The following is a 19,219-nucleotide window of genomic DNA, read 5'->3' on the forward strand; positions in this document are numbered from 1 at the left end:
AGGTATGGGAGGAAGTCGATGGCTGATATTCGCACGGCGGACGTGGATGACCTGCTGACGGTTTTGGCGAAGCTCGACGAGCCCGATGACGTTTTCGCCCTGCTGGAGGATTTGTTCACTGTGCGTGAGATTCGCGAGACCTCCCAGCGCCTGCTGGTGGCGCGCCTGCTGGCGGCGGGGAAGTCCTATGCGGCTATCGAGGCGGAAACGGGCGCCTCGGCCACCACCATCGCTCGCGTGTCGAAGTGCCTCAGCTACGGTTCCGGCGGCTACAAGCGGGCCCTGGAGATTCTGGGCGAGGAGCCTCCCGTCAAGGCATCGTAGCACGCATCGTCGAACTCGCCGTGGCCGAGCAAGGGACGGGGCTGTATTCCCATGGAGAGTGCCTCTGAGAACAAGCTCGGGGAGCCCCACCCCCTTGGATTCCCGGCGCCGTTTATCCCATAGAAAAGAAGCGAGGCGGCCTGGGAAGGGCCGCCTCTTGCAGGGGTTCGAGAACGGATTGGGGAGATCTCGTTCTCGGGGAAGCGGGCCTGTTGAGGGGATGCCCGCTTCCAAAAGAGAGAAGAAGGAAAGGAAAGGGAAAGAGGAAAGATACAGGAGGATTTCAGCTCTTTTCCGTTTCGCTGAGTGCAGTATAGGCCGCAATCCCTGAGGAACAAGGTCTGCAAAGCCTATAGTTACCGTCGCGTAAATAAGCGTCCATGTTCCCGTGACAAATCGCTGCCGCAGCAGGAAAGAGCGGGGGAGAAAAGCTGCGAAACTCTTGTTGCGGGGTACTTGTGGAGAAAATGTAAACCATAGTTAACACTCTTGCGACCTAGAAGAAGTTAACGTAATATAACTTTCGTCGGAAGGGGCAGGGAACTTCCGAGAAGGCGAGAGCCTTCCGATGAGCCTCGTGCCTGACGACACCTCCTCTCTTCTTGTTTTACTGGGTGGCGCAGCTTCTCCTCGTCTCGCTGTCGCCACAACATGAGGCCCGCGGATTCCCCCTCCCGCGGGCTTTCGTGTTTTTCGGGGACGGCGCCTGCGCCCCATCTCTCGGGGAGGGGTGATATCCAGGTTGACATGTCGTTAACCATTACCTTTCTCCTATAGATTTCCCGTCGTTGACGCGGCGATTTCAACAGAAACAATGCCGTGGCGCAGGGGCTACGAAGAGGGCCTGCGCCTCCGATTCGCCCATAGCAGGGGTAATCATTTACTCGCAGGCTCAAGAGATGCTACGGCTACGCGAGCGCGCCGCTGTGGGTCTTTGGGCATGTTGGCGCGCGACACACGGGCGCCGGTACGGTATTTCAAGAGAAGAGCCGACGCGAGAATGGTGATGACAATGAAGCTGAGGAACATAGGCATGGTGGCCTTCGCGGGCTTGTTCGCCCTGAGTTTGGCCGGATGCACAGCCGCGCAGACCGAACAGCCGACCGCTCCGGATAACGGGACTCCGGCGGCCGTTGAGGCAGTTGAGGAAACTGAAGAGGTGGTGACGGCCGAGCCGGCCGATGAGGCCACGGCCGAACAGGAGGCGGCCAGCCCCGCCGCGCTCCAGATCGTCGATTCCGGCTGGTTCGCTGCCGACAACGGCATGGTCGACTTTGCCGTGAAAGTGCAGAACCCGAACAAGACCGTCGAGGCGGTGGATCCCATCATCGAAGTGGTAGGGAAGGACGATGCTGGCAACGTGATCTTCGACGAGACCATCGAGACGCCCGGTGTGCTGCCCGATTCCACCTACTATTACTCCTATGTGGCCGGTTCCACGGCGAGCAAGGGCGCCGATTCCACGACGAGCGCCCAGCCCGCGACGGTGGATTTCACCATCACCACCCCCGAGGGCTCATGGCAGGCCACCGATCAGAAGCTCGCCGATGTGTACGCGGTCTCTGACGGCGGTGCGACCGACACCCAGTTCGGCGCTAAGGAGTTCACGGGCACGGTGACCGCGAGCGAGCGGCTCGACGGGGCCGATCAGTCCCGTGTCGACGTGATCCTGCTCGATAAGGACGGCAAGATCGAGGGCGGCTACTTCAAGATCGTCGACACCGAGCCGGGCCAGGCCGCCGACTACGACATCTACGCTGTGGGTGCTCCCGAGTTCGCCAGCTATGCCGTATACGCGAGCCCCTGGGCCGAGGAGGCTGCGGAATAGGGGTGTAGGCTGCGAGACGGTCGTGCGCCGTTGCGGCGCAGTTGTGCCAGAGGCGCACGTTGCCACGGCATGAAACCGAGAAGGGCTCCCTGGGGGGGGAGCCCTTCTGCATAGGCGGGGTTGCTGAATCCGGAGCGGCTGCCGCTGCGTGATGCGGTAGCGAGCCCTTACGACGCGTCGCGCAGGAAGGCCTCATAGCCGCGGCGGGCCTCGTAGATGTCGGCCTTGCTCGTCACTTCCCAGGGGGCGTGCATGGAAAGCACGGCTACGCCCGAATCGATGACGTCCATGCCGTACTTCGCGGGGATATAGGCGATGGTTCCGCCGCCGCCCGCATCCACGCGGCCCAGCTCGGCGGTCTGGAAGCTCACGTGCGCATCGTCCATGATGCGGCGCACGAGGGCCACGTACTCGGCCGAGGCGTCGTTGGAGCCGCTCTTGCCGCGGGCGCCAGTGTACTTGTTGAACACGAGGCCGCGGCCCAGGTAGGCGGAGTTCTTCGCCTCGTAGACGCTCGCGTAGGCTGGATCGAAGCCGGCGGACACGTCCGAGGACAGCATGCGGGAACGGGTCAGCGCCCGGCGCAGGGCCAAGGGGCCGTCTTCCCCGGCCAGGGCCATGATCTCGGCGATGGTGTTCTCGAAGAACATCGAAGCCATGCCCGAAGCGCCCACGCTGCCGATCTCCTCCTTGTCCACCAGTACGCACACGGCAGTGCGGGCGGGCACATCATCGCCCAGGGCCAGCTGGGCCGCCAGCGACGTGTAGGCGCAGACGCGGTCGTCCTGGCCGTAGCCGATGACCATGGAGCGGTCCAGTCCCAAATCGCGGGCACGACCGGCCGGCACTACCTCCAGCTCGGCGGAGAGGAAGTCCTCCTCGGCAATGCCGTACTTGTCGGCCAGAAGCGACAGCACCAGGGCCTTCACCGGGTCCTTGCCGGCCGTCTCGCTCGTAGCTTCGGCGGCTTCCGCTGTCTCGCCGCTCTCGTCGGCTGAGGCTTCGGCGTTCGCGTCGGCGCCCGCCGCCTCTACCAGCGGCCGGTTACCCACGAGCACGTCCAGGTCCTCGCCTTCCACCACCTTCGCGCCCTTCTTGTCCAGCTGCTGGGCGCCCAAGTGCGGCAGCAGGTCGGTCACGCAGAACACCGGATCGGCGGGGTCCTCGCCGATGTTCACCTCAACCACGGTGCCGTCGGTTTTGGCCACCACGCCGTGCAGGGCCAGGGGCAGGGCCGTCCACTGGTAGTTCTTGATGCCACCGTAGTAATGAGTGTCAAGAAGCGCGAAATCGTTGGCCTCGTACAGCGGGTTCTGCTTGATATCCAGGCGCGGCGAGTCAATGTGGGCCCCCAGGATGTTCAGACCCGCGGCCAGGGGCTCGCTGCCCACGTGCACGAGGATGACCGCCTTGCCCTGGGCGCAGGCCCACAGCTTGCTGCCCGGGCCCACCGGGGTGCCGGCGGCGATACAGTCGGCCAGGGAGTCGTAGCCAGCGTTCTCGGCCGCGGCGATGGCGGCCGTGGCGCATTCCCGCTCGGTCTTGTTCTCTGAAATGAAGTCGATATAGTCGGCGGCCAGCGCCTCTAGGGCGGCCAGGGCCGCCTCGTCGTATTGCTTCCAGGCCACATTTCGTTCCACAGCTGCCTCTTTCTCGCGGATGCCAGATGCTGGGCCCAGTATGCTACGAAACCGCAACAGATGGGCATGTCCCCAAGGAAAAACCAGGGTGCGCACCCATAATGGCCCTTGGTGCGGAGCCTATGCGCGGTCAGCGGGCGGCTCCCGTGTTCCCCCTGTGAAAAGGGGGCGGGAAATGTTGCTTTGAGGTTTCGCGCAATATCTTCGTACTATAATGATCGCTGCCATTTTCGGGTGGCCGAAACAAGAAGACGAGTCAGAAGGAGCGATTCCATGAATCTGCGTGATGTTATTCCTACCGCTGAGAACTCCAGCAACTTCAACGTGGTTCCCGAGGCCATTACCGAGGTGGGCACCACCCTGGAGAACCTGAAGGCCGCCGTCTGCGGCGAGACCGGCGCGTCCGCCAAGTACGCTGCCTGCGCCGTGGCCGCCAAGGAGCAGGGCTTCGACCAGATCGCCCGCCTGTTCGAGGCCACCAGCGCCGCCGAGCAGATCCACATCGGCCTGGAGGCCGGCGTGATCACCGAGATGGAGCCGGGCTACGAGCGTCCCGCCGCCCCCGAGGCCGAGGGCATTGCCACCGACCTGAACCTCATCGCTGGCGCCCTGGGCGAGATCTACGAGACCTCCGATATGTACCCGAACTTCATCAAGGTCGCCATCGACGAGGGCAACAAGAAGGCCGAGATGGTGTTCACCCGCGCCAAGCTGGCCGAGGCCGTGCACGCCGAGCTGTACATGGACGCCTACAACAACATCGACGCCCCCACCGACGAGGCCTACTACCTGTGCCCCATCTGCGGCTACATCCACAAGGGCAACGACTTCGAGAAGTGCCCCATCTGCTTCACCCCGGCCGACAAGTTCCGCAAGTTCTAAGCCAGCTGCGGAAAACGAGCCTGACGAAAGCGGCTGCCCTGCGGGGTGGCCGCTTTTTCGTTGCCTGAGATCAAGCGCTCGTGCACGAGGTCGCAGGGCAGGAGGTCGATCGCCGGCTCGATGGGGAGGGGATAAGGCGGCCTAGCGTTCTTCAACCGTTTCCGGCCTCTCATCGTTGAGATATTCTGCCAGATAGGGGACGGTGATGCTGAGCGCACCGTCTCGAGGTGCTTCGACTACTCCAGCGTCGATGAGTCGAATTCGATATTGCTGAAAGTAGCTGTTCTTCACTCCGAGCGTCGCTATGATGTCGGCGACAATGGCGGGTGACGTTTTCTGGGCCGCAACAGCCCGCAGAACCTCAATATCGCGCGGCGAGAGGGCGTTGAGCGTGGGCGAGAACACGTCGGCGGCCAGGTCGAGTCGCGCTGCCGTGATTGCCTTTTCCAGCACATCGGGGGTAATCGTGTCGCCTGCGGCAGTAAGTTCCACGATGTAGTAGCCGACAAGCTGGAGAAGATAGGGAAAGCCTCTCGTGGCGTCGGTGGCGCGCATGAGTAATTCAGGTGCGACGATGCGCCTCTCGCGCGAGAGGGCGTCATCGTAATAGGCCAAGATATCGCTTGCGGGAAGTGGCCCGAGATCGTGCTTGCGGGCACGATTCAGGAATGTGAGCACCTTGTCGTTAAGCACACGCGAAAGAGAGCCCGGCAGGCCCGCCATTACAATGGCGACCTCCTTGCCTTCCCCTGCCAAGTGTTGGTAGGTAGAAGCGAGCGCCCTCATGGCGTCGGTGTTCGGCTGCACTTCGTCTACAAGCAGCAGCACCTTCCTTCCGTTTTCCGCAAGTTTGTCGCAGAGCAGCGAGAGCTTGGTTCTGAATCCGTAATTGGCGCGAACCTCTTCGGAGAAGGTGAGGCCGAAAGAGAATCCGAGGGCGCCAGCCGAGAAACCCCGCACGCGCGAGGGTTTTTCGGAGACGAACTCGGAGCCGCCGATTTGGATGGACTCAATGATTTCCTCGAGCATATCCTCGCCGGAGGTGACGCGGGCTGGTACAAAGCCCCGGGATTTTGCCTCTTCGGCAAGCTGGAGGAGAAGAGCGGTTTTACCCATGCCCCTCTGTCCCAAGACAAGCGTCGCCCGATCCCGATGCCCTGGCTCGCGTTGAAGTCCCTTGAGGAACTGGGCGATAACGTCATCTCGGCCAACAATACGCTCAGGACGGCTACCGAAGCTGGGGTGAAACAGATTTGCCATGAACGACTCTCCCTTTTATCACGTTTTATCATTTTTTATCACGTTTTATCATTAGAGGCAATGGGGAGGTGCAAGTTCGAGAAGTGCCCATCTGTGGCGGCGCCCCTGCTTGGAAGCTGAGGCCCTGTGGCAACGGGCGTGAAACGGGTGGCGAGAGGCAGCCGTCTTTGAAGGGGCGGCTCCATATAATGGGGCAGTTTCCTATTCGCCGGGCAGAGGGTCCGGCTGCGTGAAAGGACTTCCCCATGCGTCTGCAGGATAAGGTGATAGTTGTGACGGCGGCCACGCGCGGAATCGGCGCGGCCATTGTGAGGGCGTGCGCCCAGGAGGGGGCGATCGTCTATATCGGTGCCCGCAACATGGAGCGCGCTCAGGCCGAGGCCGACGAGATGACGGCGGCCGGCCTTGCGGTGAAATGCGTGTACAACGACGCGTCCAAACCCGACAGCTACCAGTCGATGATCGATACCGTAGTGGCCGCCGAGGGGCGCATCGACGGGCTTGTGAACAACTTCGGCGGCACGAACCCCGCCGAGGACAAGGACCTGCTGAGCACCTCCTACGAGCACTTCCTCGCTGGAGTGGACGCGAACGTGGGCAGCGTATTTCTCGGCTGCCAGGTGGCCGCGCGCGAGATGGCGAAGACCGGCGGCGGCTCCATCGTGAACATCAGCTCTATTGCCGGTAGCGTGCCCGACATCAGCCAGCTGGCCTACGGCACGGCGAAGGCGGCCATCAACCACATGACGAAGTCCATGGCGGTGCAGCTGGCCAAGTCGAACATCCGCGTGAACGCCGTGGCGCCGGGCATGACCGCCACCGATGCTGTGGCCGACAACCTCTCCGAGGAGTTCAAGCAGTTCTTCCTGCGCCACATTCCGCTCGGGCGCATGGCCGACCCGGCCCACATCGCCGCGGCCGTGGTGTACTTCCTCGCCGACGAGAGTGCTGCCACCACCGGCCAGCTCATCGAAGTGGCCGGCGGCTTCGGCCTGGCCACGCCCATCTACGCCGACGCCATGGATGCCGCCGTGGCCCGGTAGGGGACAGAATCCTTTGGCGTCATTATCGAATGCATCGTGTCACGTTACATGTCACGTTATCGCAAAGGAGGTGGGAGATGATAAGGGCGTTCGCCGATGCCGACACGAGAGAGCTGTTCGAGACGGGGCGGAGCAAGAGCCTTCTCGCCGATATTGTTCGTAGAGCGCTTCGGAAGCTGGAATATGTGGACAATGCGGCTCTCGTGACCGATCTTCGCCTTCCGCCGGGAAACCGATTGCATACTCTGAAAGGTGCCTTCGCATAGGACGTCTGTTCGGCACCACACTACAGTTCTGGATGAACATGCGGCAGAAAGAGGGCATCTGGGATTCCACGGCGTTGCACGAAGATGAGGTAATGGCCATCGAGTCTATTGAGATAGCCGCTATCGCATGGTGCGGTGGGGACTCACAAGGAACGTTCCCCGGTGTTCTCCGGCGACATAATGTGACGGCTTTTGGGGGAACAAAGGGCTGGCGATGATTGCTGAGGCCTGGTTGGGTTTGTGAAAGAAAACAAAGTATCCGGATGAGGCGCGAGGGCCTCATCCGGATGCAAGGGGAGGACGTTTGGCTTAGCGTAGACTAGGAGAAATCGCCGGCCAGATAGCGGGCGACGTGGCGGCCGAAAGTCAATGTGCGACCGCAGGCGTTAGCGGCAAGGAGCTCAGGATACGTGTTGGCGTACATGGAGCCCGAACAGTCGCCCACGGCGAACAATCCATCAATCGGACGGCTCTGCTCGTCGAGAACGCGCATATGCTCATCAATACGCAGCCCCTGCAAGGTGGCAAGGAGGGATCCGCCGAACCACGCGCCATAGAAAGGCCCGGTTCGCAGCTCGGAGAGGCGATAGGCCTCTTTGCCAAACTCGTCATCGCGCTGATTATCATAAGCGGTGTTGTAGGTGTCGACTTGCGCGAGGAACGTCTCCTTGTCAGCCCCTTCGAAGCCCAGCAAGTCGGCCAGTTCGTCAAGGGTGTCAGCTTTTTTAATTGGGGCAGTGTCAGCATGCATCATTTGTTCGATGGCTTCCAGCCATTCGTCAACCGTCTCGAAGTTCACCATCCACATGCCGCCTGTAGAGCAGCCGATGGTGGCAAAGCGCTTAACATCCTTGGGCGCGTTGGCGTCCCATACCATGCACCAGACTCCGCCTTCGTGACCTGCAGCCGAAAATACAACGTTGTCGTACGGCGTCGACTCGTTGATGAAGCGTCGGCCGCGTCGATCAACTTTCATGAAGGGCTGGGAGCCAATGCCATTTTGCCCGATTTGGCCGGAGAACATTGCAGTATCGGAGTCGTCGGTATAGCCTGCATCTACGCCTGGCTCCACCATCCCGCGATTGAAGATTGCCGGTGCGGGCTCGGAATCAAACTGTGCGCCAACTTGCATGGCGATGCGAATTCCTTCTCCGGTTGTACTGGGCGAGAAGGCATTGCCGGTAATGCATTTTCCAAGAATCGGGTTGAGCTCACGTGTCATTGCGGCATTGGCTGCATAGCCTCCCGTCGCCAATACCACACCGAGAGAAGCGTTTACGCGAACGTATCCTTCAGGCGTCTCGAAGATGGCGCCCGTGACGGGTCCGTCCTCGACGCGGTCGAGCTTAACGAGCTTGTGCTCAAACGTCACTTGATGTCCCGCCTCATTGAGATGTTCCTCAAGCCATACGTTGCGAGACCAGTCCACGGGCAGATCGATGCTCCCTGCTTTTTCAAGAGAAATGCCCGGCTCGATGGATTCATCGGCCACATACACATGAGAAATGGGGGGAATGTAGTAATCGGTGCCGCCATCGCCGTGGTTCTCGTGAAGGCACAAGGTCGCCTTAAGTCCTTTTTTGGCCGCGATGCCGTCGAGCCACTGTTTCATTTCAGCTGACTCGTCGATCCATACTTTAGTGACACGGGGATCGTTTTTGAAGTCTGCGTAACGGCTCATCTCGTTAAGGAGTTTCAGGGGATCGATATCGACCCCAGCTGCCTTTGTGCAATCAGAGTTGACAACGCCAAAGAAGCCACGGGCGGCTTCAACAGCTGCATTCTTCTCGCAAAGGATAAAGTCAAGACCGAGGTCGACGCAAGATGCCGCGCAGGCCATGCCGCCATTGCCTGCGCCAACGATAAGCACATCCGTTTCCAGGGTGTTGACGATGTCGGCGTCGTCGATTTGAGGCGCCTCGCCAACCCAATTAGTGTTCTTTGGTTCTTCCGCGATGCTCGTTTCCGCGAGAGTTGTGCTCGGCTGCGGCGCGCAACCGACCAATGCGGCTCCGGACGCAAAGGCCGTCAGGGCGCCTAAGCCAAGAAAGCTTCGGCGGGAAAGAGCGGTGGCGCTTGTGGTTGTCATGGGATCCTCCTCGGTTTTTATTCGCCTTCGTTCGAGGCTTTTGGGTTTGCCAGCCGTCGTGGCGTGTTTGAGTATCGTTGGTCGAAAGGGGCTTGAAAAGACATATATCCAGGTGAATAACGGGTGATTCTGCTTCTACGAGCCATCACCCGTTTTGTCACCAACTGCTGAAACGCCTGATGTGAATCGCGATTGCAGATGCCTGCTATAATCGAGCGATTCAACGAGAGGGGTAGATGATGAAATCTGAGAGACGGGAATGGCACTGCGGCCTTTTCTTTGCTGGTCTCATCTTGACGATACCAGCGCTTTTCAGCCTTCTTCCGGCCTCTGCGTCCTCTGGTTGGGGAATTTCTCACATTCACGCTGCATTGCTGGGCGGAACAACGGCTCTTTTGACGGCAGCTTTAGCGTCGGCGTACGGGCGAGAAATATGTTTGCAAAAAAGATTTGCCTGGCTCGCTTATGGTCTTCTATCAGGCGGCATGGTTATTCTTGCGTTAGAGCCGATTGGCATCGGGGTTGATCCGTGGGTCTCTATTGCGGCAGGGTTTGTCCTAGGGGCGGGAAAGGCTTGGGCCTTTTTGCTCTGGGCCCGCCTGTTCTCTTGGTTGCCTTTGGCAAGCATGCTCGCTCACTCCTCTGCCGCATGTCTTTTTGCGGGCGTTTTGGCGTGGTTGGTAATGGGTCTGCGTGCAGAATGGGTTATTGCTGTTGCCGTTGCTGTTCCCTTTATTTTGGCAACCGCCTATGCGTATAGCTGTTCCGCTCTCTCGTTCGATTCTTCTCGGAAGGAATATGACGTAAAGTTTCAAAAGGTCGGCCGTTTGCCTTGGAGGCCGATTATCATTATGGCTCTTGTGGGTTTCGTTGCGGCCTTGGGCCCTATTGCGACTTTTGGAATAACCGTGACACTGGAGGAGGTGGCGCTATTGCCAATGGGGGCTCTTACGTTGGGCTTCCTAATTTGGGTAAAAGCGTTCCGCTCAGAATATCTGCTCAAAGCCGCTTTTGCTGTATATGGCGTTGGCTTTCTTTTGCCGCTCGTGCACAGCGAATGGTCTATCTTGGCTGGCTTTATCGTGTCTATGTCCTATTGGGGAATGGCATTATTCGTCTTCTGGTTTCTCTGCAATGATGTTCGAGAAAAGAAGTCGCCGACCGGTTGGACCTTTGGCGTTAGTTTTGCTCTGCTCGATATTATGCAGCTTGTTGGTTATGTATTACCCCAGATGGGGCTGGTGGTGCCGTCTGCGAACGAGGGCGGGGCGCTCGGCGTGTTCACGATTGCCGCGATTGCCTTGGCTGTTGCAGGCGCCGCTTTGTGGGCAACAGAGCACGTCGGGCAAGGTCATTGGTCCCGACAGTTCGTTGGCTCCAATGTTACCGAAGCTTCGCATTCTGCAAGGCCTGGCGAGAGTGAGCTTGCTTTTAGGTGTAGGATGTCTGGACAAGCCCGCGGTCTCACTTTTCGCGAAGAGGAAATACTTGTTCTGTTGCTGGAGCGCAATACGATAAATCAAATAGCGCACCAGCTGTTTCTGAGCGGCAACACCGTGAAGACTCACGTGAAGCATATTTACGGAAAGATGGGCGTTCACAACCGCGACGAATTGCGAACCGCCGTCCTCGGCTCTTAAGGAAACAGCATCACCTTACTAGTTCGTCGTCTGGCTTCCCCAAGACTTTCTCAGCCATCTTCGACCGCTGCCGAAAATATGGTGCACTCTGGGCATGCTCTGGCATGGGCTGCGCTCTCGGCCTATAATGAACCAATTACCGTCCAGGGCATCGAGCGGCAAAGGAGCGCACAACCATGGCCTACTACTTCGAGGAACCGTCCCGTACATTCAACGAGTACCTGCTGGTGCCGGGCCATACGCCCGCCGATTGCGTGCCCGCGGCGGTCAGCCTGAAGACGCCGCTGGTGAAGTACCGCAAGGGCGAGGAGGACTGCCCCCTCGAGCTTTCTGTGCCCATGGTATCGGCCATCATGGCCGCCGTGTCCGACGACAAGATGGCTGTGGCCCTGGCCACCGAGGGCGGCCTGTCGTTCATCTACGGCAACCAGTCCATTGAGGACGAGGCTGCTATGGTGGCCCGCGTGAAGGACTACAAGGCCGGCTTCGTCACCTCTGACGCGAACCTGTCGCCGGATATGACTCTCGAACAGGTGGTGGACCTGAAGGAGGAGCACGGCCACTCCACCATGCCCGTCACCGAGGACGGCTCGGCCCACGGCAAGCTGTTGGGCATCGTCACCGAGCGCGACTACCGCCTCTCCCGCATGGAGCTGACCGAGAAGGTGGCCGATTTCATGACCCCGCGCGAGAAGCTCGTGGTGGCTCCGGCCGACACCTCCCTCAAGGAGGCCAACGACATCATCTGGGAGCACAAGCTGAACTCCCTGCCCATCGTGGATGCCGACGATCACCTGGTGGCGCTCGTGTTCCGCAAGGACTATGACTCCCACAAATCCAACCCCGATGAGTTGCTCGACTCCCACAAGCGCTACATGGTGGGCGCGGGCATCAACTCCCGCGACTATGCCGAGCGCATTCCGGCGCTCGTGGAGGCCGGTGCCGATGTGCTGTGCATCGACAGCTCCGAGGGCTATTCAGATTGGCAGAAGATGACCATCGAATGGGTGCGCGAGCACTACGGCGATGCCGTGAAGATCGGTGCGGGCAACGTGGTGGACGCCGAGGGCTTCCGCTTCCTCGCCGACGCGGGCGCCGACTTCATCAAGATCGGCATCGGCGGCGGCTCCATCTGCATCACCCGCGAGACCAAGGGTATCGGCCGCGGCCAGGCCACGGCTACCATCGAGGTGGCCCGCGCCCGTGACGAGTACTTCCGCGAGACCGGCGTGTACATCCCCATCTGCTCCGACGGCGGCATCGTGTACGATCACCACATCTCGCTTGCCCTGGCCATGGGCGCCGACTTCGTCATGCTCGGCCGCTATTTCGCTCGCTTCGACGAGAGCCCCTCGGCCAAGGTGATGGTGAACGGCACCTACATGAAGGAGTACTGGGGCGAGGGTTCCGCCCGCGCCCGCAACTGGCAGCGCTACGACTTGGGCGGCAAGAAGAAGAACCTCTCCTTCGAGGAGGGCGTCGACTCCTATGTGCCCTACGCCGGCAGCCTGAAGGACAACATGGCCATCACCCTGCTGAAGCTGAAGAGCACCATGTGCAACTGCGGCGCGCTCACCATCCCCGAGTTCCAGGACAAGGCGAAGCTCACCTTGGTGAGTGCCACCTCCATCGTGGAGGGCGGCGCCCACGACGTCCTGCTGAAGGACAAGGCCCCCTACGCGAGCAACACGCGCTAAGGCGGCGGCTCAAAAGACGTGGAAGGGAAGGCGGCTCTGCGGGGCCGCCTTCTTCGTTTCAAGCGGAACGACCGAAAATCCGCTGGTTGTGTCTATAATTCTGAGAAATCAACGTTCTCGTGCCGTCATTCTTGACGGATGCTATACTGCCCCTTTAATGGATAAGACCGCCATTTTGCAAGAGGGAAGGACGTGACGTGGGCAATATGTCGATCGGCATCGCGCTCTTTGTGCTGATCATTATCGTTGGCCTCATCATCGGGCTGCGTCTCAGCTCGACGTCTCTCCAGCGCCGTGCCGTGGCGGTTTCCTTCGTCCTCATGGCCCTGGTAGCCGCCGCGTTCTGGGCCGTGGCCATGGGCGCGTCCCAGGTGTGGACGGCTCCCTTCTTCGCTATCGCCTGCATCGTCGTTCCCGTGGCCGCCTACAGCGCCATCATGAAGGCCTCGAAGTCTTCCCGTCCTGAGCCGAAGCGCCGCGAGGACAGTCGCCCGCGCCAGGCCAAGACCGGCTCGGCCCTGGAGGCCGCCGTCATGCCTGTGGCCCCCAACCATCCGGTAAACGAATTCCGCGACCTCCACAGTGGGCCGGAAACAACCGACGGGGAAGAGCGGCGCGATGAGATCGCCAGCGCAGCGGAGCCGGTCGAGGAGAAGGCTCCGGCGGCTGCTCCGGTTGCCGAAGATGCTGAGGCGGTGTCGGCCGAATCGGCCGGTGCTGCGGAAGAGAGCGGCACGGCCCCCAAGGCCGACGAGCCCCAGGAGCGCGCCGAGCGCGCCGAGGCGTTCATCGATGAGTATCTGATTGAGCAGAATGAGGGTGAGGACGGCATGTTCGAGCCCGAGATGGCCCCCTCCCTCCAGCCTCGCACCGAGGCGCCCCATACGACCTCTACCATGATGATGACGGTGCCCTTCCCTGAGGGAGACGAGCAGTACCTCGTGGTGTCCGACACCACGTCGGTGCCCAATCCCATTCTCGCCTACAAGCGCACCACCTCGTCCCATTTGGTGCCCCTGGGTGCCTCCCGTCGCGGCATTCACGCCAAGCCGTCGGCGGAAGCCGAGGAAGCGTCCGTGCAGGATCGCCAGACCGCCGCGCTGGCCGTCGAGCCGCGTGCTGCCGCTCCGCTGCCTCAGGTGGAGGAGCCGGTGGAGCTGGAAGAGCCCGCCCTCGGCGAGCCCCCCGCCAACGTGGACTTCGCCGCCATCTTCCGCGAGGCCCCCAAGGACGACGGCGGCCCCGTGGCCCCGCAGCTGGAGCTCGATTTCACGCCGCGACCGGAAAGCCCCTTCAAGCCGGCGTTCCGCCCCGTGGCCAAGCACGCCCCCGCGGCATCGGCCCCGGCTGCCCGCACGTCCGCCCCGGTTCCCCCGACCGAGGGGCGCTCTGCCGCCGAGCCCCGCCGCGCTGCCGCAGTTGCCGCCGAGCCCCGCCGTGACGAGGAGGCGGCCGCCCCGTCCCGGCCGATCATGGAGCCCCGGCCCGAGCGTCGCATCGTCGAGTCGGGCATCTGTCCCGCTGTGGAGCCTCGCCGGGTTGAAGAGGCGCCGGCGCAGCGGCCCGTTGACGAGCCGCGCCTCGCCGCATTCCGCTCGGAGCCCGAGCCCCGGCCCGCGGCCGCCTCGGCTGCGACCGGCCAGCGTGCTCCCATCGAGGAGCGTCCTGCGGCCGTTCCCGCGGCGTCCGTCGCAGCCGCCGAGGCTCCGGCGCCCGCACCGACCGCGGTCGCTGTCGAGCCCGTAGCTCCGGCACCCGCCCCGGCCCCGGCTGCCCCCGCGTCCGACCCGGCCACGGCACCGGCCCCGGTTGCCTCCGAGCTCGCGCCAGCCGTGGCGCCCGCCTCCGAGACCGTGCCGGTCGCGGAGGCCGCAGCGACCTCCGCCCTGCGCTCCGAGGCCTCGGCCACCGCTCCGGCCCCGGTTGCCGAGCCCGCGACGGCCCCCGCTGCCGCTTCCACGCGCGACGCGCGCTACAACGAGTTCATCACCAAGGCCCAGGGCCTGCGCGACAAGGGCCTGTTCCCCGTGGCCGCCCGTCTCTACGGCGAGGCCGCCGCAGCTGCGTCATCCACGTCGGAGGCCCGGCGCGCCCGCTTCGAGGAGATGGCCTGCTACGTGAAGGCCGGCCAGGGCGACAGGGCCCGTGCTCTTGCAGCCGAGCTGCGCAACGCCAGTGTGCTCACCCGCATCGAGCGCATCAAGCTCGATGCCGTCGAGAGGATGGGATAGCCCATGGCCCCCACCCCTCGCCCCACGCTCCGCCAAAGTGACGGTCGCCCCTCGGCCGGTCGCGCTGCGGTCGAGCGCCCGGTCGAGCCGCGCGTGCCGGCGGAACGCCCCGCCTTCGGCCGTCGGCCGCGCATGCCCGTCGCCTCGCCCTACGTGGCTCCCTTCGTGGCCGTGTGCGCCGTGGCTCTTTCCGCCTGCATGGCCTTTGGCAATCCGGTGCTGTGGACCGGGGCCGATCAGTTCATCGATCCAGAATCCCTCTCCGACCAGCCCGCTCCGGCCGACCCTGGCACTTCCGGGGAGGAGGCGGAGCAGCCCGAGGACACCGGCCAGGAAGTCATCGGCAGCTATCAGGCCATTTCCCAGAGTGATGACCCCGGTCGCCGCGAGAATATCCGCTTGGCCACCGAGGCCATCGACGGCACGGTCATCGAGCCCGGCGGCACGTTCTCCTTCAACGACGTGGTGGGCAATACCTCGGCTGAGCGCGGCTACCAGGAGGCGGCTGTCATTCGCGACGGCCAAGTGGCCCAGGGCGATGGCGGTGGCGTGTGCCAGGTGTCCACGGCCCTCTATATCGCCGCCGTGAAGGCCGATATGGAAATCGTGGAGCGTCATCCCCACTCGGTGCCTTCGGACTACGCGCCCATCGGACTCGATGCCACCATCGTCTACGGCTCCTTCGACTTGCGTCTGAAGAACAACACCGACGAGCCCATGATCATCCATGCCAAGGCCGTGGGGCAGACGGTGGACGTGTCCATCGAGGGTGCGCCGCTGCCCGAAGGACGCACGGTGGACGCCACGTCCCAGATCGTGAGCCGCTACGAGCGCGACGATGCCGCCGGCACCTCGCGCCAGTACTACGTGTCCGAGGCCTTCCGCGTGTACTACCAGGATGGCGAGCGCACCACGCGCGACCTGCTGTCGAGCGACATTTACCAGGTTGACGAGACGACGCCCGTGACTACCTCCGAGGGAAGCGTCGACCCGAATAAATAGGGCCGCCCCGGCTTTTCGCCCTTCGCGTTCCGGCGCCCTTGATTTTCTCCGGACGGGCCGAACCTCTTCGACTTCTCGCTGTTGCGGACGCGGGTTTCGCCTATAATGAAGCCTACCTGTAAGAAAGAGCGCCACGGCTGCCCCGCGCGGCCTGCTCCCTCGAGAAAGAGCTGAAGATGGAGACTAATGAGTCCATTCTCGTTCGCAACGTTGTGGGCCTGGACGACCGCCGGGTCATCGGCAAGATGCGCGAGCTGCGCGTCAATTGCGACACCCTTGCCGTAAGCCACTACATTGTGGCGAGCGCCACCACCAACGCCCCCCTCGCGCTTCCCTTCGATCGCGCCCTGGCCATCGGCGATACCTTCGTGACGGTGCAGTCCCGCGAGAACTTCCTGGCCGCCTCCGATCCCGAGGCCCAGGCTCTCATCGCCGACGGCTTCAAGCTCGTGGGCGTGGAAGCCTACAGCCGCACCGGTAACAAGCTGGGCACCGTGGCCACCTACGACTTCGATCCGGTCTATGGCACCGTGACGAGCGTGACCCTGGACGACGGCACCGTGTTCGCGGCCGACACCTTCGTCTTCTTCGCCCCCGAGTTCGTCTTCGTCGACAATGGCGCCAAGACGGCTGCCGAGCTGCGTGCCGGCGTTGCCGAGGCCGAGGTCGAGGAGGCGGTGATCGAGGAGGTGGCCGACGAAGAGGTCGCCGAGGATGCGGTCGAGGAAGTCGCTGAGGCCGAGGAGGCCGCCGAGGAGGCTGCCGAGGCCGGCCCCGAGCTGTCCGCTGAGGATGCCCAGCTCGTGGAGTTGCTCGTGGGTGCCACCCTGGTAGACGACGTGGCCAGCGAGGACGGCTCCTTCACCGTGGCAAAGGACACCGTGCTCACCCGCGAGATTGTGGACGATGCCATCGCCCACGACGCACTGCTGCTGCTGACCCTGGCTGCCGATCTGTAGGATCGTCATCGGGGCACGGTAACGCCGCTGAGAGGAAAAGTTCCCGTCAAGGGAATCGCCCGGGCGCACCCTGCGGGGTGCGCCTTTTCTATGCGAGTCCCTCGAACAGGGCGCGCAAGTCGTCCTCGAAGATGCTGTGGGGCAGACGCACGAAGGAGATGTCGTGGGTGATGGACTCGCCGGTCAGGGGCACGATGCGCAGGGTGCCGGCGGCCAGCTCCCGTTGAATGGCCGCCTCGTAGACAAATGAAATGCCCAAGTCGCCGGCCACGAAGATCTTGATGACGTCGAGGCTTTCCACCACGCAGCTATCGGCGAAGGCACCGAGGCTCAAGTTGCGCTTTGCCAGGGCATGGGTGAGCACGGAGCGGCTGCCCGAGCCCTCTTCACGCAGGATGAGGCGCTCGCCGAGCAGGTCGTCCAAGGTGGCGGGCTCACGGGCGAACTGATGATGGGCGGCGCAGATGCACACGAGGTTCTCGGTGCGGAAGGTGTCGCCGGCAAAGGCGCTCTTATCGAAGAGGCCTTCAACGAAGGCGCAGTCGACGGCACCGGCGGCCAGCAGGTCGAGCAGGGCCTTGGTGCCGCCCGAGCGCACCGAGGCGCGAATCTCCGGGTGGGCTGCCAGGTATCGGACGAGGGGCTCGGCCACCATGTATTCTCCGGCCGTGAGGGTCATGCCGATGCGGAGAGGCACGGCGGCGCCGTGGGCCACTTCGGCGATGCGCTCATGGAGCAGGGCGTCGTCATGGGCCATGGTGGCCAGGGCATCGCGCAATACCCGTCCGGCGCGGGTGAGCTCGAGCTTCTTGTGACGGTAGGTGAACAGCTTGGCTCCGTACTCGCGCTCAAGATAACTGATGTGCTGAGACACGGCGGGCTGGGTGAGGGCCAGCTCCTCGGCCGCCCGCGTGTAGTTCAAGGTCTGGCACACAGTGAGGAAGGTTTTGACGCGGAAGTCTTGCATAGGGATCCTTTCGGCAGGTGCCATGGGCGAATGAGCGTTGGCACGAGGGGCGGCTGCGAGCGGGCGCCGGTCCGTGGGGGCAGCTGCGAGCGGGGCGCCGACCCGCAGGGCTGCCAGTGGGGCGCCGACCCGCAACGGGGCGCCCGCCTGATGGAGCATCGGCATCCTGACTATAGCCATAAATTCAACTTATGGAAGCATAAATATATATAAGTTTTCATTTGGTAACCAGGAGTGCATAATGGCTCTACCGAGTTCCTGCGGGCCGTTGCGGTCTTCCCGGCGATCCGTGGTCGAACACTTCTGCATCGATCAATGTGCCCCAATGAAAGGCGATGCCTATGCGCGACATCATCAAGAAAGTACCGATTCCCACGGCGGGCGTGGCCCTTGGCCTGGCCGCTCTGGGTAATCTGCTGCAACCCTACGCCGAGGTTGCCCACATCGTTTGTGGTGCCCTCTCTCTGTTCCTCGTAGCCATGATTGTGGCGAAGGTGGTCCTGTTCCCCTCCATGATTCGCGACGACTTGCAAAACTCCATTTTCGCCAGCGTTTCGGCCACATTCTTCATGACCCTCATGCAGCTGGCCGGCTATCTGGCGCCGGTGGCCATCGTGCCGGCCTTCGGGCTATGGTGCGCGGCCATTGCAGGTCACTTCATCCTGATGGGGTGGTTCACGGCCCATTTTATCCGCCGCTTCAAACTCGCCGAGGTGTTCCCCACTTACTTTATCTGCTATGTGGGTATCATCGTGGCGGCGGTTACCTCGCCCGTCTTCGGCATGGAGGCCTTCGGCCGCGGCATCTTCTGGTTCGGCCTGGCCTGCTTCGCAGTGCTGCTGGCCACGGTGGTGGCCCGCTACCTCAAGCATGAGATTCCCGAGCCCGCCCGCCCGCTGTTCTGTATCTTCGCGGCTCCGATGGGTCTGTCGCTCGTGGGCTACCTGGCCGTCACGCCGAATCCCGACCCGCTGTTCGTGGGCGTGCTCATGGGCCTCGGCCAGGTGATGCTCGTGGGCGTGGCAACCCAGCTGCCGAAGTTCCTCGCCCTGAAGTTCTATCCGAGCTACGCGGCCATGACCTTCCCCTTCGTGATCTCCGCCATGGCCCTCGGCAAGGGCATGCAGGCCCTCTATGCCGCTGGCGTGACCATTCCGGCTCTGCCCATGGTGGAAGCGCTCATCGCCCTTGAGACGGTGTTCGCGGCCGTAATGGTCACCTACGTCTTCGTGCACTACATGAGGTTCTTCTTCGGCACGCCGAAGGGCGCGAAGGCGACGGCTCCGGCCGCGGAGGCCCCCGCGGTGCTGATGCCCGAGATCGTCGAGTAACTAACCAATCCTCTGCCTCGGCCTATGCTGATGGCCCCTCCTCTCTCTCCTGAACGCCCC

General features: G+C 62.5%; 15 protein-coding genes. 11 read left to right on the forward strand and 4 right to left on the reverse strand.

The genetic code is table 11. From position 1 onward, the window contains the following. Positions 1–18: 18 nt before the first annotated feature. Together AAK988_RS02420 and AAK988_RS02425 are read left to right on the forward strand one after the other, a co-directional pair. Positions 19–324: a YerC/YecD family TrpR-related protein gene (locus AAK988_RS02420; protein WP_369872715.1), complete on the forward strand. Its 306-nt coding sequence runs from the start codon at positions 19–21 to the stop codon at positions 322–324. 1,012 nt (positions 325–1,336) lie between these two features. Then, on the forward strand, positions 1,337–2,152 hold the full coding sequence (locus AAK988_RS02425) for a hypothetical protein (protein ID WP_369872716.1): 816 nt from the start codon (positions 1,337–1,339) through the stop codon (positions 2,150–2,152). Between the two features lie 167 nt (positions 2,153–2,319). Here the strand turns inward: AAK988_RS02425 and AAK988_RS02430 are convergent, their stop codons facing one another. Then, entirely contained in the window at positions 2,320–3,792 is a 1,473-nt protein-coding gene (locus AAK988_RS02430) for an aminopeptidase (protein ID WP_369872717.1), read from the reverse strand. A 273-nt stretch (positions 3,793–4,065) separates the two neighbouring features. Between AAK988_RS02430 and ngr the strand changes: the two genes are divergently transcribed. After that, positions 4,066–4,674, forward strand: a complete 609-nt coding sequence (ngr, locus tag AAK988_RS02435) for a nigerythrin (RefSeq protein WP_369872718.1) — start codon at positions 4,066–4,068, stop codon at positions 4,672–4,674. A gap of 141 nt (positions 4,675–4,815) precedes the next feature. Here the strand turns inward: ngr and AAK988_RS02440 are convergent, their stop codons facing one another. Then, complete coding sequence (locus AAK988_RS02440; protein ID WP_369872720.1) at positions 4,816–5,934, reverse strand: DUF8462 domain-containing protein; 1,119 nt, start codon at positions 5,932–5,934, stop codon at positions 4,816–4,818. Between the two features lie 245 nt (positions 5,935–6,179). On the opposite strand from AAK988_RS02440, the gene hdhA reads away from it, so the two are divergent. Continuing rightward, positions 6,180–6,977, forward strand: coding sequence for a 7alpha-hydroxysteroid dehydrogenase (gene hdhA, locus AAK988_RS02445; RefSeq protein ID WP_369872721.1), 798 nt, complete (start codon positions 6,180–6,182; stop codon positions 6,975–6,977). A gap of 77 nt (positions 6,978–7,054) precedes the next feature. Further along, positions 7,055–7,243 carry a type II toxin-antitoxin system RelE/ParE family toxin gene (locus tag AAK988_RS02450; RefSeq protein ID WP_151432041.1) on the forward strand — a complete coding sequence of 63 codons (189 nt, stop codon included), beginning with the start codon at positions 7,055–7,057 and terminating at the stop codon, positions 7,241–7,243. 319 nt (positions 7,244–7,562) lie between these two features. On the opposite strand, the gene AAK988_RS02455 is transcribed toward AAK988_RS02450, so the two are convergent. After that, positions 7,563–9,332: an FAD-dependent oxidoreductase gene (locus AAK988_RS02455; protein WP_160346662.1), complete on the reverse strand. Its 1,770-nt coding sequence runs from the start codon at positions 9,330–9,332 to the stop codon at positions 7,563–7,565. 236 nt (positions 9,333–9,568) lie between these two features. Here AAK988_RS02455 and AAK988_RS02460 point away from each other — a divergent pair, with 236 nt between their 5' ends. The 5 genes from AAK988_RS02460 to AAK988_RS02480 all read left to right on the forward strand — a co-directional run bounded on the left by AAK988_RS02460 (position 9,569) and on the right by AAK988_RS02480 (position 16,861). Further along, entirely contained in the window at positions 9,569–10,972 is a 1,404-nt protein-coding gene (locus AAK988_RS02460) for a response regulator transcription factor (protein WP_151432045.1), read from the forward strand. 176 nt (positions 10,973–11,148) lie between these two features. Next, entirely contained in the window at positions 11,149–12,669 is a 1,521-nt protein-coding gene (locus AAK988_RS02465) for an IMP dehydrogenase (protein ID WP_369880342.1), read from the forward strand. A gap of 197 nt (positions 12,670–12,866) precedes the next feature. Beyond that, the gene (locus AAK988_RS02470) at positions 12,867–14,900 is read left to right on the forward strand and encodes a hypothetical protein (RefSeq protein WP_369880343.1); all 2,034 of its coding nucleotides are present in this window, start codon (positions 12,867–12,869) and stop codon (positions 14,898–14,900) included. Positions 14,901–14,903: 3 nt separating this feature from the next. Continuing rightward, positions 14,904–15,902, forward strand: coding sequence for a VanW family protein (locus tag AAK988_RS02475; RefSeq protein WP_369880344.1), 999 nt, complete (start codon positions 14,904–14,906; stop codon positions 15,900–15,902). A 176-nt stretch (positions 15,903–16,078) separates the two neighbouring features. Further along, positions 16,079–16,861: a hypothetical protein gene (locus AAK988_RS02480; RefSeq protein ID WP_369872726.1), complete on the forward strand. Its 783-nt coding sequence runs from the start codon at positions 16,079–16,081 to the stop codon at positions 16,859–16,861. Positions 16,862–16,949: 88 nt separating this feature from the next. Here AAK988_RS02480 and AAK988_RS02485 read toward each other — a convergent pair whose 3' ends face one another. Then, entirely contained in the window at positions 16,950–17,828 is an 879-nt protein-coding gene (locus AAK988_RS02485) for a LysR substrate-binding domain-containing protein (RefSeq protein ID WP_369872727.1), read from the reverse strand. Positions 17,829–18,169: 341 nt separating this feature from the next. Between AAK988_RS02485 and AAK988_RS02490 the strand changes: the two genes are divergently transcribed. Further along, positions 18,170–19,159: a TDT family transporter gene (locus tag AAK988_RS02490; protein ID WP_369872729.1), complete on the forward strand. Its 990-nt coding sequence runs from the start codon at positions 18,170–18,172 to the stop codon at positions 19,157–19,159. Positions 19,160–19,219: the final 60 nt, after the last annotated feature.

Origin of the sequence: Adlercreutzia muris, from assembly GCF_041223505.1 — a bacterium.
GTDB classification, from domain to species: domain Bacteria; phylum Actinomycetota; class Coriobacteriia; order Coriobacteriales; family Eggerthellaceae; genus Adlercreutzia; species Adlercreutzia muris.

Bases quoted from the DNA above. Each gene is read 5' to 3' on its own strand.
- AAK988_RS02485 (WP_369872727.1), bottom strand. From the start codon at position 17,828: ATGCAAGACTTCCGCGTCAAAACCTTCCTCACTGTGTGCCAGACCTTG.
- hdhA (WP_369872721.1), top strand. From the start codon at position 6,180: ATGCGTCTGCAGGATAAGGTGATAGTTGTGACGGCGGCCACGCGCGGA.
- AAK988_RS02440 (WP_369872720.1), bottom strand. From the start codon at position 5,934: ATGGCAAATCTGTTTCACCCCAGCTTCGGTAGCCGTCCTGAGCGTATT.
- AAK988_RS02420 (WP_369872715.1), top strand. From the start codon at position 19: ATGGCTGATATTCGCACGGCGGACGTGGATGACCTGCTGACGGTTTTG.
- AAK988_RS02460 (WP_151432045.1), top strand. From the start codon at position 9,569: ATGATGAAATCTGAGAGACGGGAATGGCACTGCGGCCTTTTCTTTGCT.
- AAK988_RS02455 (WP_160346662.1), bottom strand. From the start codon at position 9,332: ATGACAACCACAAGCGCCACCGCTCTTTCCCGCCGAAGCTTTCTTGGC.
- AAK988_RS02475 (WP_369880344.1), top strand. From the start codon at position 14,904: ATGGCCCCCACCCCTCGCCCCACGCTCCGCCAAAGTGACGGTCGCCCC.
- AAK988_RS02425 (WP_369872716.1), top strand. From the start codon at position 1,337: ATGAAGCTGAGGAACATAGGCATGGTGGCCTTCGCGGGCTTGTTCGCC.
- AAK988_RS02450 (WP_151432041.1), top strand. From the start codon at position 7,055: ATGATAAGGGCGTTCGCCGATGCCGACACGAGAGAGCTGTTCGAGACG.
- AAK988_RS02465 (WP_369880342.1), top strand. From the start codon at position 11,149: ATGGCCTACTACTTCGAGGAACCGTCCCGTACATTCAACGAGTACCTG.
- ngr (WP_369872718.1), top strand. From the start codon at position 4,066: ATGAATCTGCGTGATGTTATTCCTACCGCTGAGAACTCCAGCAACTTC.
- AAK988_RS02490 (WP_369872729.1), top strand. From the start codon at position 18,170: ATGCGCGACATCATCAAGAAAGTACCGATTCCCACGGCGGGCGTGGCC.
- AAK988_RS02480 (WP_369872726.1), top strand. From the start codon at position 16,079: ATGGAGACTAATGAGTCCATTCTCGTTCGCAACGTTGTGGGCCTGGAC.